The sequence below is a fragment of the Roseiconus nitratireducens genome (assembly GCF_008629675.1).
GTDB classification, from domain to species: Bacteria; Planctomycetota; Planctomycetia; order Pirellulales; family Pirellulaceae; genus Stieleria; species Stieleria nitratireducens.
Window position 1 is genome coordinate 213,992 of record NZ_VWOX01000009.1, and the last position, 14,239, is coordinate 228,230.

The following is a 14,239-nucleotide window of genomic DNA, read 5'->3' on the forward strand; positions in this document are numbered from 1 at the left end:
TAATCGGCCTTGAGTATACACGCCGAACGGGGGGCGTTCAGAAAGCCACGCCGCACGTCAATTCCCATGCAATTCTGATGCTGGCCCGGAATTGCAAAAGTGCTGCCGACGTCCGCTACGATTCCTGGGCGGCCGCGCAGGCCTCCGCGACTTCGCCGACACTGGCCGGGTCAATCAACTTCAGCTGTGCCGCATGTTCGGCGGCCGCTGCGGTGTCTTCGATCAATCGCAACTCGACATCCGGCGAGGCCTGCTTCATTTCTTCCGCCAGTGACTCGATCGTCGATCGCCGATCCTTCCAGCTGACTTGCCGAATGTAGATCGCTTTGACCCTGCCGGGAAACCTCTTGACGACTTCGGTATAGAGTTGCGGATCCTTTTGTCCGGCGTCCCCGATCAGCACAAACGGCAACGAATCAATGGTTTCCAGAATCTGACAGATCTTGTCCAGTTTGTGCCGGTGCCCTGTTTTGATGAACTTGGTCTTATCGATGCCCAAATCCCGCAGCAGAATCGGTCCCCGCGGCAATTCGTGATAGGACAGGAAGTCTTGCATGGCGTCGTAGAGGTTCCAGGCACTGCTGGAAACATAGAAGAATGGATTCGCGGCATTGCCCGAAGCCCCCCGCCGCAGGCTCTGATAAAAAGCCGGCACCCCCGGCAACACGACTCGGGTGCGAGAGTTGTGCAACATCGTCAGCCGCACCAATCGGAAGAGGTCGGTTGCGCGACTGTGCAACACGGTATCGTCGATGTCGCTGATCACTCCGTATTCGGCGCGGGGCGGCGCGACCGCGATCTCTCCGGTCGCATTGACGGCTCCCTGGCCTTTGACGACCTGATCGAGCACCTCCAAGTGGACTGGGTGCCAAAGCTTGTCTACCCGAAACCGATTCGGTTGCAGCTCGAAATGAAAATAGCCTTCTTCGTCGGTTTGGACTTCCCAGCTCTGATCATCCACTGTCGCCCGGACTCGGACATAGGGGATCTCGGCAGACGTGAAGCGCCGGGTCATGGAACGCGCGTTCTGCCACCACGAGGCGTCTTCGGATGGTTCGGGTATCCCGAGCTCTTCCAGGACGCGGCCTCGCAGATACCAGCGATCCTGGTTGCCGTAGCCGTCATAGGGCATGATGCAGATCGGATCCAGCAAGTTGAATTTCCGCTTGGTCACGCGTTTGACGGAATCGATCCGTTTTTCGATCGCGTGGGCGCCATACTTCAACGCACTTCCAAATTTCCAGTCGGCCATCAAATCAATCGATACAGGGAGCGCGGACCGTGAACGGCCGCCGCCTGGCCGCCAAGCGGCCAGGATGATGCGGCGGAGCCCAATCGGCTGGCAGATTCAACTGGCCGGGGACTCCCACGGGTGATCCGGGATTCACTGCTGCTGCGTAAAGCACAATGGATGCCAATCGATCACGCCGCTCGGCAAGCTATCCGCCGAAACCGCCGCTGTGGCCGAACCAGCCAACCGGCACGACAAGTTGTTCGAGTGGATCAACTGCTCTGCATTTGTGGGTCAGATCCGTAAAGGTCCATCTAGCCGTCAATGTCAGGCTTTCTCTGGTTCACCCTCCCGCAAGCGGGAGGGTCGCGGAGGAGCTTGCGACGACGCGGGGAGGGTGATTGCTGGACCATGCGTTGTTGACGTTCGCTTCCTGTTCTGCCCTCCCCGGAGTCTCGTGCCTCGCCTCCGACCCTCCCGCAAGCGGGAGGGTGAAGTGGCGGAACACGTCGTCGCTGGTCACAAACTCTGGCCGGATGATCCACGAGACGGACGATCAAGGTTGATCGTCAGATTCCTAGAAGGCCGATCAAGGCTGATCGTCCGGCGGCATCGTGAATCGGGGCCTGGCCTGATCCGTCAGATACGCGGCGAGATCGAACGCTTCCTGGTCACTGAGATCGGTATCATCCAATGGCATGGCAACCTTCAACCAGGACGCCATCTTGGTCACTTTGGACAATCCGGCCCCGTCGTTGAACGAGGCATCGCCCCAAACCGGCGGGCCCTCCGGGGTGCCACTGCCGTCAACGGCGTGACAGTCGGCGCAGCGATCGGCGTACAACACTTTTCCGCGTTTGGTGTCTGGTGCCCTTGCCGGTTCATCCAGCATCGCCAAGTGATGGGGGCCGAGCGGCTGCGCGGCGTTCATCGCGATGGGAGTGCCGCGCGAGAGCCACGTGATGTAGCTGGCAATCGCGACCGATGCTTGCCCGCCGTTGGGCGGACGCTTTCCATTCTGACTGCGGATAAAACAGTTCAGAATGCGGTCTTCCAAAGTGATGACTCGCTGTTCGCGTGGTGACCAGGCCGGGTAGGCAGCCGCCACACCGATGAAGCTGGCTGCCGACGGATGCCTCCCGGCGTCCAAGTGACACGAGGTGCAGCGCAACGAATTGCCGACGAACGGTTGCGTCAACGGATGCGTGTCCGTTTCGTTGACCAACGTTTCTCCCAAGCGAACCACCCGCCCCAGTTCGTCCGGCGGGACCGCCTCAGCCGCCGACGTCACTGATTCGTCCGGTTCCCCGTCGCCTCCTTTCGCCATCGGGACCATCGTCGCCAGCAACATCATCGTGGTGACGGTCAGGGGCGAACGACGACGAGTCAAACGACGAGGGACGCAAACCAGAGGGTGGCGCATCAGGATTCCTTTTCAATCGAGGCGAAACGGTCTTCGGCCGATCCAACTTCCGACGGACAGGGTCCGCTGGACGACGGACCGACTTGAAACTCTTGGATGAACCGGCGGTCGATCCATGTTTTCAGCGACCAACACCAGCGGGCATGGGCGGTCAGCCAATGGTATTCCAGCAATGCTTTTCCGTCGCCCGTATTCAGCAGCTTCAGAAAATCACTTTGTGGCTTGAATGATTGCAGCGGCCGACCGGTCAGGAACGATCGCAGGTTGTGCCACAGGATCGGGCTTTGCCGAACCGCATAGACACCGGCCTTGGGCGACGGATGCTCCACCACGGTGCCCGAATCACCGACGGCAAACACGCGGTCGTCCGACACCGACTGCAGCGTCGGCCGGGTCGCGATGAACCCCCGATCGTCGCTCGGCAAACCAAGCGTCTCCAGCACCGGCGGCGGTGCGGCTCCGGTCGCCCAAACCACGCAATCCGCCGGGAACTTTTGGCCAGATTCGGTGGTGACCGCCGTTTCAACCACTTCGGTCACCCGCTGCCCCGGCGCAACCGACACGGACCGTTGCCGCAACAATCGCTCGATCCGTCGGACACTCTTGGGACGCATTCCTCGAGCCACGTGGTCATCGGCCGTGACGATCAGAATCTCCAACGGAGACTCTTTTCGGCGGCGGGTCCAATCCTGCTGCAGGCACAACGCGATCTCCACGCTGGCGACACCGCCGCCAACGACGACAACGCGGATCGGCCGCCGATCGGTTGAATCCACCTGGTCCAATCGGTCGTGCAACCGCTGCAGAAACGTTTGCATCGGCTTGATCGTGACCAGCGAAACGACGGACCGATGACGTTCCCATCCGATCGGCATCGATCCGACCCCGATGGATAAGGCGTCGAAAGGAAGTGGTTCCCGATCGGCGAACCGCAATTCGCCGCGCTGGAGGTCCAGCCCGTTGGCGTCGGCCAATAGCAGGGTCCCCCCGGAAGCTGCGACCAAGTCGGGAAGATCGATCCGCATCTCGCACGGTTCGAACTGCCCGCCCAAGGTGCCCGGAAGCATGCCCGAATAGGTGGCCGTGGGGAACTTCGAAATGCAAACCAGACGGCAGTCGGCGATCGGGTCGGAAGCCCATTGCTTGACGACATGAGCGTTGGTGTGCCCGATCCCCAGCAACACCACCGTCTTCAATCTTGCGTGCTGCGGCATCCGTTTCTACTTCGTGACCGCTTCGTACTTTTCCGGAATCTTGTAGCGATCGCTGTAAATGTGCACGCGGTTGGTCGGCTTGCCTTCCAGGGTGACCAACGGCAGCTGATGGTTGACCCATTCCAGGATGCTGCCCTTGAAATTCTTGACCGGAACATCCGAATCGGCCAGCTGCTGAGCGTAGCGACCGCTGCGCCCCCCGATCGTGCAGTACGGGATGACCACGCGGCCGGCGTAGTCGTCCCGGTTCTCCTCATACGCCTTCTTGGTGATGGCACCAGGAATGACCGACACGTTCACCTCGGGTTCCGATCGAACGTCGACGACAACGAAATTCGGTTCCGGAACCGGCTGCCCCTCCTGTTTCGCTTTCTCTTCCGCCTGTTGCTGCTGCTCCAACAGCTTGGACAACTCTTCCACCTTGATGGTGGGAACCTTGGACGAGGTCCCGAACAGGCTTCCGAATTGTCCGCTGGCCGGCGCAAGCGGCGTCAAAGCCAACATCAAACAAAACAACAGCCAATGTGGCCGGGCGAATCCCATGATTGAACTCCGTGAATCAGTCGCTGAAAACATCGTGACGCATCCGATCGCCTGACCGGAGCGGGAAGGAAAGGATACCCGGCCGGCGGATCAGAACAGCAATTCGAGAAACCGTGGTTAAAGAAAACGAGTCGGACCGCGGCGACGGACATCACTTGTGCAATGCCCGAACGGAGACGCGGTCCGTCATTTTCCTCGCTGAATGGGTCCCGCAGAATCGGTTTCCCAGAGTCAGTTTCCCAGCGGGATATGAGCGTATCCCTCCGACTGCAGGTTCGCCACCGTCGTCAGGGCCGAAACGGCAGGATCGACGAACACGACCAACTCATCGGTGGTGGCTCCCTTGCTGTTCAACGACTGGCCGCAAACGTACAGCTCGACGCCCGCCTCGTGCAGTTGACGCAGCAGATCCAAATTGGGATTGCCCTGCGTGCCGAACCGGGCCGAGTACGCATCGGGGTTCAGCACCGCCAACGTCGCGTCACCGTGAAAGATGACAGCAATCGAAGCGTCCGCCGGCTCCGCACCGGCCCCGGCGTAAATGTTGACGTACTTGGCGACCTTCTCGACGGCGTGGTTCAGTTTCTCCGGATCATCACCCCGGGTCAGATCGATCAACAACTTGGTTCCCGGCCGCGGTTGCTGGGCAGCTGTTGGCATCTTGATGACCCCGCCGTGTCCTTGGATTCGCGGAAAGGCTGCCTGGTCGGCAGCGGTCGACCCCTTGTCACCCGGAACGGCATGATTCTTCATCGCTTCATCAAACCCACGATTGACGAAACCGGTCACCACCTTGGCGTGTTCTTGGATCAATCGAACGACGTAGGGATCGTCCGACGTTTCGGTCACGCGGACCCCGTTCGCGGTGTCCTCATGGACCATCTTGATTTTGTCGGTATGACGAAAGATCTCCGCAAACAACGGGTCTCGCATCCGAATGGGATTGGATTCTTCGATCCGCACCGTCATCCATTCGACGTGCTCCTTGATCTTGTCGGCGACTTCGGGAGATTCCGACTCGGTCAACGTCTGCACGCCGTTTGGCAATTCCTTGACGGTTCGCGTGATCTTCTTGTGGTTGTCGAGCAGAAAGTGAAAAACTTCTTGGTCAGCCTGGTGCCGTTCATCGTGACCATGCCCCCGGGCCTGCCCCGGACCGCCGCCGCCACGTCCAAAGCCGGGGCCGCGGCCAAAGCCACGTCCTTCCCCCGGTCCGCGACCGAACGGCGGACCACCGCCAGCTCCGCCACGACCGCGATTCCCCTGCTGTGCTGAGACTTGAGTACCAATCATCAAGGTGATGATCACGGCAGCCATCCAGCGGATCGATCGATTCATCTTCGTACCTGTTTTGTGAAAGAGAAATGCTGTCGACGCGCACCGGCACGAGGTTCCGCTGCCGGGTGCGTTTTGGTTTGTAAGGGTGACGCTACACCGGACTGGCTGCCGAATCCGTGCCAGCTTTGACGGTTGGCAAGCCTTCAGACTTCCAGGCGTTGTACCCACCGGACATGTTCCAGACATGTTTGAATCCGGCCGCCTGCAGCACGCTGACGCCGATTGCTGATCGGGCACCACTTTGACAGTGCACGACCAGATCCTCGTCCCGCGAGAGCTGATCCAGGTGATCCGGCAATCGCCCCAGAAAGAAATGTTCCGCCTGTTCGAGATGCCCCTGTTCCCATTCGCTGTCGCTGCGCACATCAAGCACGCGGACGCGTTCCGCACTGATGGCCTCTGCCAGCTCCGCCGGCTTGCCGGATGCGTAGGCTTCGGTGGCCCAACCGGAACCGCGGATCACGGAATCGTCGAACCCGCCGGCAATCTTTTCGATTCCGATCTTGTGCAGGATGCGGGCGGCTTCTTCCAGCTGATCGGGTCGGCAAATCAGATAAACCGGGCGATCGTAGTCGACCAACCAGCCCGCCCATGCGGCCAACATTCCCATCGGCAAATTGATCGTTTGGGCAACGTGCCCCTCCGCGAACGTTGATGACGCCGCGAGATCGATCACCGTTCCCGATTCGATGGCTTCCGGCAATTTGCTTGCGTCGAGCATCTCGTGGTGGTGTCCCGAACCGAGAATTCTGGGGCCGGCTTTGTTGACCCGCTTCATGACGGCGAAGTACTTGGGCGCCTCCGGTTGGTCCGCCAAAATGTATTGCACGAACTGCTCTTCGTCGTCGAACTGCAACGCCGGGTTGAATCGTTTCTCGTACCCGACGGTCGATGACGGGATTGCCCCAAGTCCCTTGCCGCAGGCACTTCCGGCGCCATGCGCCGGCCAGACCTGAAGGTAATCGGGCAACTGCTTGAACCGTTCGATGCTGCCGTACAGGTCCCGCGCGCCCGGTTCGGCCGTGTCGGCAATTCCGGCGGCCTGTTCCAACAGATCGGGGCGGCCGATCGAACCGACGAACACAAAGTCGCCCGTGAAGATGCCCATCGGCTGGTCGGCGCCGCCTCCCTGGTCGGTCAACACAAAGGACAGACTTTCCGGCGTGTGACCGGGCGTGTGCAGGACATCAAATCGAATGTTCCCGATCATGAACGAGTCCCCGTCGCGCAACAATCGGTGATCGTAGGGCGTCAAATACTCGTACTTCCATTCGCTGGGTCCTTCATCGGACACGAACAGTTCGGCACCCACACGGTCGGCCAGCTCCCGCGCCCCGGAAACGTAGTCGGCATGAATGTGGGTTTCGGCGACCGCGATCAGCTTCAATCCTTCGCGGTCGGCCAGCTCCAAGTACTGTTCCACATCGCGACCGGGATCGACGACAACCGCCACCTTGGCACGCTGGCAGCCGACCAGATAGGAGGCATGCGCAAGGGCGGGGTCGTAAAAGTATTTCAGTAACATCGGATCGGTTCCTATTGATTTAGAGAAACAAAGATTTGCTAATGACGAACATGGCGACCAAGACCACCGCAACCGAGAACACCCGCTGCAATGTCCGTCCGCCAAGCCGTTTGGCGACCAGGCCGCCCAACCACATGCCCAAGAATCCGCCGGCGAGAAACTGCAGCGTGATGGACGCCGACATCTCCTTTCCGGTCACCAGATAGGACGTGACCCCGCTGATGCTGACCAACACGATCACCAGCAACGATGTCCCGACGGCACGATGGATTTCCATTCCGCTGAACAGGACCAGCGCGGGAACGATCACGAATCCGCCCCCGACACCGAACATGCCCGAAAGGACACCCGTCACCAGCCCGATCAACAACAACAATCGCGCGCATCGGCTGTTCAACCGCAGCTGCCCGTCCTTGTCACGCTGACACGCCGAACGGTCCGCCTCCGGTGATGTGCCGACGGCACATTCGCCCGGTACCGGTTCCCGCTCACGCGTCTTGGACCACATCCGAACGGCGACCACCAACATCAATCCGCCGAACAGGACTAACAGCAGGGTTTCGGAAATCAACGTCGACAGGTAGGTGCCCAGCGGTGCCCCGACCATCCCCGCCACCGCAAACAGCAGCCCGGTGCGTGTCTCCACTTCGCCATGGGCCCAGCGTGGCAGAACGCCAAACAGCGAAGTCCCGCCGACCGACGCCAGCGAAATCCCGACGGCTTCCCTCGGGGCCACCGCCAGCCCGTAAACCAACAACGGAACAGCAAAGATCCCGCCGCCGCCGCCGGTCAGCCCCAGGGCAAACCCGACCAAGACTCCGAACAGAACTGCCAAACCAAACATGGATCGTTCTCCCGAAAATGCCGCCGGCGGCCCCCGTTCACGACGCGCACGTGCCCGTGTCGTCGCAGCACTGGTTCCAAGGCATCTTGGCCAGCATCATCCCCATCCCGCAGGTGTCCGTGATGCCGGCAAACATCAAGCCCGCCCCGATGAACGCCGAGAGGGCAATGAAGTACGAATTCACGAAAAAGCCCAGCACCGCGCCGAGCAATACCAGGAACCCGGCGACGATCCGCACCTGACGCTCCAGCGAAATGGCCTTCTTGCCACGTTGGACCGGCAGGCCCGCCTGCTCCCAAGCGCTGGTCCCGCCGTCGACGTTGACAACGTTGTCGAACCCGGCGTCCAAGAATTTCTTGACGCCCATTGACGAACGATTTCCGCTGCGACAAATCACGTACAGCGGTTCGGCGGACCTTCCGTTGCGGGCTTCCAGAACCCGCTTGGGATCCAGCGAATCAAGCGGATAATTCCGGGCCCCGTCGGCATGGATCTCCCGGAACTCGACCGGCGTGCGAACGTCGATCAAGTCCACCTCGCCTTCCCGCTGCTTTTCCGCCAACGTCTTCACATCAATGGTCTTCACATCAATGGTCTTCATACCCTGCACTCCTGTTTCGATGGCCCCGCGTCAGTTCGCAGCCGGGCCGGCCAATTGAGACGACTCCACCAACAGCCCTCACCCCGCATGGGTGATGAAACGACCCTCGATGCACGCCATCAAGGATTTCAGATGCGGCTCGGCGACCCGGTAATACACCCGTCGCCCTTCCCGATCACTGGCAAGAAACCCACACCGCTGCAACAGACGCAAATGTTCCGAGGCGGCGTTGTCCGGGATTCCGCAGTCTTCAGCCAACTCCCCGACCGTGTACCGGCCGTGCAGCAACAACTGCACGATCCGGATTCGGACCGGGTGCGCCAGCGTCCGCAAACACTCGGCGGCCTCGGTAAACGCTTCCACGCTGCCGGCAGGCTTGGAGAGGTTGGGATGCTGGACGCGGGCCATCGGGGAACTCCTCGGGAATCTCACTCAGCTCTATGTATCAATATATCGTGAGGTCACGATATGTCAATCCAATGTTTTTGCGGATTCTTTCCAAACCGTCCGGACCGCCACGGAAATCGGCGGCCGCGGCAAAGGCAACTCCGTCACCGCCCGACTTGACTCGCTTCAGGGTTGCAAGCGGCGTGCCGCGCCGTCCGAAGGCGACCGCCGCCGTCGCGGCATGGCGAGCGAGATCACCATCCGAACGATCGACGGAAGCGACTCTCCAGCAGAAGGCGTCCAACGGAGCGAAACATCGCTGCGAGTGGGCTGCTTACCGGCGGCCCACAATGCCGAAACGGCGTGCCCGCGTGGCACATTCTCGGTGTGACTCCGGAACACACTTTCTGGAAATATTTCGCTCCACGAGCGGTCGATTGGTTCGGCAAAGTTGACTGTGGATTTAGGCGACGCTCTCGCGCCCTTCCCGAATTGCCCAATCATCCATCCGGAGAACTCATCGATGCTCTCACTGTGCCTCCGACGCCGGCGTTCGCCGCAGTCTTCCTTCGCAACGTGCGTCCTCCCCCCGTTTCGTCCGCTCCGCTGCGAAACGTTGGAACGTCGCCACCTGCTGGCCAGCGTTTCACTGACGCCGATTGCGGCGGACGACCAGTTCAGCACCGATGAAGACAGCGTGGTCCTGGGCAACGTGTTGACCTCGGACCGGCTGGACGGATCGGTCGCCCCTGGCCTGACATTGCGAGTGGCAGAATGGAACGGGCAACCGGTGGGATCGTCTCCGATTTTCTTGCCCTCTGGAGCCATCCTGACGGTGGAAGAAGACGGTGACTTCCACTACGACCCGCGGACATCAGCAGACCTGCAAGGCTTGGCGGGCGGCGAATCGGCGGTGGACACTTTCCACTACACCGCCACACCCCAATTCAGCCAGATCTATGTGTTGGGCGACAGCCTTTCCGATCAAGGACAACTGTTCGCGGCCACCGCGGGAACCTTTCCTCCCGATCCGCCCTATGATCAGGGCCGCTTCTCCAATGGTCCCGTGTGGGTGGAACAGGCAGCGCCGGGACTGGGATTGGCGACGACGCTGGCCAATAACTTCGCCGTCGCGGGCGCCGCCTCGGGCACGGAGAACTTCAATGAATCGCTTCTGGGAACGGACTTGCCCGGTGTCGCCGACGAACTGGATGCCTACCTGGATGCCTACGGGCCGACCGCTGATCCGCAGGCCCTGTACGTCATCTGGGCTGGAACCAATGACTTTTTTCTACCGTTTTCAGATCCCGCTCCGGTGATTGCCAACGCGATCACCAACATTGTCAGCCACGTGGGAAATCTGCAGGCCCGCGGTGCGCAACATGTCCTGGTGATGAACATGCCCGACCTGGGATCGACACCTTACGGGCTTTCCGATCCGGTACTCAGCGGACAATTGTCCGCGATCAGCCAAGCGTTCAATGCCAACCTGGCGGCGACCCTGGACTCAAGCGGCTTGGCAATCACGCCGATCGACGTCTACGGTCGCCTTGAAGAAATCACCGACGACCCCGACGCGTTCGGCTTGACCAACGTGACGGAGGCCAGTTTTGATGGAACGCAAGTCGTTCTGGATCCCTCCACTTCGCTGTTCTGGGATTCCGTTCACCCCACCCAGCGCGGCCACGAATTGATCGCCGACCTTGTGCTGGAACACCTCAGCGACCAGGGGACAGTCTCGATCGATGTGTCAGGTGTCACGACCGTCCCGACACTCGACGCCAGGCACGAGAGTGGCCAAGCCGGTGAACTGGAGCTTTGGCTTTCGGCGGACGACGCCTCGATCAATGACCGCAACGGCCCGTTCGAGTACACCGTCGATTGGGGCGACGGGGAAGTGCAATCCGTTCAGGGAACTGCCGCCGGAGTTTCCCTGACGCACAGCTACGATGCCCTGCCCGTGGTGACACCTGAGATTCGTGTCCGAGATCAAGACGGTGATTCCAGCGTCGCGCTTCGCGAGGTGGTGATCTGGGGAACCGTCGGCAGCGATCGGATCCGGATTCGCCCCGATGCCGGAGGCGTTCACGTGCTGACCCTCAATGGCGAAACCGTGGCCTCACTTGACCCAACAAACGTGGATCGTGTCGTAGCATTCGGGCTGGAAGGTGACGATTTCCTCTCAGCCGCCGGATCCGAGATCGCCGTGGAATTTGACGGCGGCGACGGCCGTGACGTGGTGCTAGGAAGCCGAGCGGACGATCGGCTGATCGGTGGTCTTGGCAGCAGGTTATTGGAGCTGCGTGGCGATGCCGACCTGATCGGATCGGTCGCCGCATCGCGGTTGCGGTAGAATTCAGACCTCCGCCTTCCCACCGCCTCCCCTGTCTTACTCCCGACGCGATGCCAGGTTCATTTGTCCGGACGTTTGCGATGCTGCTGGCCGGTTGCCTGGTTGGATTCCTGATTGGGACATGTACCGGCAAAGGTGCGTTGGCCGAAGAGCCGCCCGCACGGCAACTGCCACGGTTCGACCTGCTGCAATATCGTGACGAAGGCGGCCAGAGGCACCCGGTCAAGTCGGAAGCTGATTGGCAACGGCGCCGATCCAGCGTGCTGCAAGCGATGTCCTCCGTGATGGGAGCTTTCGACGCGGAACGGCGTCGTTGCCCGTTGGACATGCAGTTGGTCGAAACCGTTGATTGCGGTTCCTATCAGCGTCAGCTGATTCGCTACCAGAGTGAGCCGGGTTGTGATGTTCCCGCTTACCTCTGCGTCCCGAAAACGGCATTGGGCCCCGCCGGCCGCGTGGCGCCGGCGGTTCTCTGCCTGCATCCGACTGATTTGCAACACGGCCACCAGGTTGTCGTCGGGATCGCCGGCAGGCCCAACCGGCAGTACGCCGCTGAATTGGCCCAGCGGGGCTTTGTCACGCTCTCGCCGAGCTACCCTTTGATGGCAGACTATCAACCCGACCTGGAAAATCTGGGCTGGCAAAGTGGAACCGCCAAAGCGATCTGGGACAACCGTCGAGGATTGGACTTGCTTGAATCGCTGCCGTTTGTGCGGGGAAACCGGTTCGCCGCCATCGGTCATTCACTCGGCGGCCACAACGCCGTCTACACCGCCTGTTTCGATCAGCGGATCGCTGTGATCGTCAGCAGTTGCGGGTTGGATTGCTATGTCGACTACTACGACGGAGATGCCGAACGCTGGCGACCGGGACACGGCTGGTGCCAGCAACGTTACATGCCGCAAATGGCCGCGTACCAGAACCGGCTGCAGGAGATCCCGTTCGACTTTCCGGAATTGATCGGTGCCCTCGCGCCGCGCCGCACGCTGATCATCGCTCCAAAACACGACACCAATTTTCGTGCTGCCAGTGTCGACCGGATCGCCGCGGCCGCGCGCGACGTGTACCGATTGCTTGGCGTCCCGGACCGGCTGCAGGTCTTGCACCCCGATTGCGACCACGACTTTCCCGAAGCGATGCGCGAGCGCGCCTATCGGTTGATCGAAGAAACGCTCGCGCCCGACGCTCCGGATCCGGAGTGACGCGACGGACGGAACATCGCCCGGTACTGCTCCGAACGCGTCGCCTCCATCAGCGCGCGCATCAGGCCAGGATCTCAGGCACCAGCTCACCGTGGACATCGGTCAGCCGGAAATCACGACCTTGGAAACGATAGGTCAGGCGTTTGTGATTGAGTCCGAGCAGATGCAAGATCGTGGCATGCAAGTCATGCACATGCACCCGTCCTTCGGTCGGCCCAAATCCCAGTTCATCGGTGGCACCGTGGATGTAGCCTGGTTTGATGCCGCCGCCGGCCATCCACATCGTGAAGGCATCGACGTGATGGTCGCGACCGATCGTCGCGCGGACTTCTCCCATCGGCGTGCGGCCGAACTCTCCACCCCAAATCACCAAAGTCTCGTCGAGCAGTCCCCGCTGCTTCAGATCCAGCACCAAAGCGGCCGACGCCTGATCGACTTCCTTGCAGATTGCATCCAACGCGCCTTCCAAGTTTTCTTTCCCGCCATGGTGGTCCCAATCGGTGTGGTACAGCTGAACAAATCGCACGCCACGTTGCACCAACCGGCGCGCTAGCAGACAGTTTTTGGCGAAGGAAGGCTGGCCCTCCTGCACACCGTAGGCGTCGAGTGTCTCCTGAGATTCATCTTCGATGCGAGACAATTCGGGGGCCGACATCTGCATCGCGAAGGCCGTCTCATAGGCCTGCATGCGGGTGGCAATTTCCGGATCCGACACCTGGTCCATGTGCATCTGATTCAGCTGCGAAAGCGTGCTGGTGAAATCCTGCTGACGCTCCCGATCGATGCCCGCCGGATTGCTCAGGTGCAAAATCGGACTGCCTTTGCTGCGGAACGGCACACCCTGATATCCGGTCGGCAAAAATCCGCTGGACCACAAGGCGCTGCCGGCTCTCGGCCCTCGGGGCCCCGACTGCAACACGACGAATCCGGGAAGATCCTGGCATTCACTGCCCAGCCCGTAAGTGACCCACGATCCCAAACTGGGACGCCCGGGTGCCTGAAAACCGCAATTCATGAACAGCTTGGCCGGGCCGTGGTTGAAGACATCGGTCGAAACCGCCCGCATCCAGCAAACGTCGTCGACGATCTTGCGGTGGTGCGGCAACAACTCGCTGAGGTCCATGCCGCACTCGCCGTACCGATCGAAGGAACGCGCACTTCCCAACAGCTTGGCGTCACTCTTCAAGAAGGCGAAGCGGCGACCCTCCATGAAACTTTCCGGCGGCTTCTGATTGTGATAGTCGTTCAACACGGGCTTGGGACTGAAAAGCTCCAACTGGCTGGGTCCGCCGGCCATGAACAGGTAGATCACGTTTTTCACTTTCGCCGGAAAATGAGCAACGCGTGGAGTCATCGGGCGTGGAGCGGTCTCCTGCGGCCTGGTCGCTTCGGCTGCGTCGCTCTTGTCAGCAAAGTTCTCGGCAAACGCGATGGCCCCCAACCCCAGGGCCGATTGACGAAGAAAGAATCGGCGTCGGAGCAGTTGTTCGTGGTTCGACGGTGAATGCATGGTCGATCAATTCGGTTGGCGGTGCTGAAACGTCGATGCGTCCGGCCCGGTGGATTGGGAAAGCCAAC

Annotated in this window: 12 protein-coding genes; 2 read left to right on the top strand and 10 right to left on the bottom strand. The window is 60.8% G+C overall.

The genetic code is table 11. The features are described from left to right. Positions 1-115 precede the first annotated feature (115 nt). From FYK55_RS16675 to FYK55_RS16715, 9 genes are all read right to left on the bottom strand, one after another. Entirely contained in the window at positions 116-1,252 is a 1,137-nt protein-coding gene (locus FYK55_RS16675; protein WP_150077568.1) for an App1 family protein, read from the bottom strand. Positions 1,253-1,820: 568 nt separating this feature from the next. After that, positions 1,821-2,654: a c-type cytochrome gene (locus tag FYK55_RS16680; RefSeq protein ID WP_150077569.1), complete on the bottom strand. Its 834-nt coding sequence runs from the start codon at positions 2,652-2,654 to the stop codon at positions 1,821-1,823. Next, positions 2,654-3,868, bottom strand: coding sequence for an FAD-dependent oxidoreductase (locus tag FYK55_RS16685; protein ID WP_150077570.1), 1,215 nt, complete (start codon positions 3,866-3,868; stop codon positions 2,654-2,656). Before FYK55_RS16685 ends, FYK55_RS16680 begins: the two co-directional genes overlap by 1 nt. A 6-nt stretch (positions 3,869-3,874) precedes the next feature. Beyond that, the gene (locus tag FYK55_RS16690) at positions 3,875-4,411 is read right to left on the bottom strand and encodes a rhodanese-like domain-containing protein (protein WP_235908754.1); all 537 of its coding nucleotides are present in this window, start codon (positions 4,409-4,411) and stop codon (positions 3,875-3,877) included. Between the two features lie 231 nt (positions 4,412-4,642). Continuing rightward, complete coding sequence (locus FYK55_RS16695) at positions 4,643-5,749, bottom strand: DsrE family protein (protein ID WP_150077571.1); 1,107 nt, start codon at positions 5,747-5,749, stop codon at positions 4,643-4,645. 91 nt (positions 5,750-5,840) lie between these two features. Further along, positions 5,841-7,274 carry an MBL fold metallo-hydrolase gene (locus tag FYK55_RS16700; RefSeq protein ID WP_150077572.1) on the bottom strand — a complete coding sequence of 478 codons (1,434 nt, stop codon included), beginning with the start codon at positions 7,272-7,274 and terminating at the stop codon, positions 5,841-5,843. A 19-nt stretch (positions 7,275-7,293) separates the two neighbouring features. Continuing rightward, on the bottom strand, positions 7,294-8,118 hold the full coding sequence (locus tag FYK55_RS16705) for a sulfite exporter TauE/SafE family protein (RefSeq protein WP_150077573.1): 825 nt from the start codon (positions 8,116-8,118) through the stop codon (positions 7,294-7,296). A gap of 37 nt (positions 8,119-8,155) precedes the next feature. After that, positions 8,156-8,719 (bottom strand): rhodanese-like domain-containing protein, encoded by a 564-nt coding sequence (locus FYK55_RS16710; protein WP_390621733.1) that lies wholly within the window; start codon positions 8,717-8,719, stop codon positions 8,156-8,158. Positions 8,720-8,797: 78 nt separating this feature from the next. Next, positions 8,798-9,127: an ArsR/SmtB family transcription factor gene (locus FYK55_RS16715; RefSeq protein ID WP_150077574.1), complete on the bottom strand. Its 330-nt coding sequence runs from the start codon at positions 9,125-9,127 to the stop codon at positions 8,798-8,800. A 595-nt stretch (positions 9,128-9,722) separates the two neighbouring features. On the opposite strand from FYK55_RS16715, the gene FYK55_RS16720 reads away from it, so the two are divergent. Both FYK55_RS16720 and FYK55_RS16725 read left to right on the top strand, forming a co-directional pair. Further along, positions 9,723-11,459, top strand: coding sequence for an SGNH/GDSL hydrolase family protein (locus tag FYK55_RS16720; protein WP_161604566.1), 1,737 nt, complete (start codon positions 9,723-9,725; stop codon positions 11,457-11,459). A 50-nt stretch (positions 11,460-11,509) separates the two neighbouring features. Next, positions 11,510-12,661 carry an alpha/beta hydrolase family protein gene (locus tag FYK55_RS16725; protein WP_235908756.1) on the top strand — a complete coding sequence of 384 codons (1,152 nt, stop codon included), beginning with the start codon at positions 11,510-11,512 and terminating at the stop codon, positions 12,659-12,661. Between the two features lie 61 nt (positions 12,662-12,722). Here the strand turns inward: FYK55_RS16725 and FYK55_RS16730 are convergent, their stop codons facing one another. Further along, positions 12,723-14,171, bottom strand: a complete 1,449-nt coding sequence (locus tag FYK55_RS16730; protein ID WP_150077576.1) for a DUF1501 domain-containing protein — start codon at positions 14,169-14,171, stop codon at positions 12,723-12,725. Positions 14,172-14,239 lie beyond the last annotated feature (68 nt).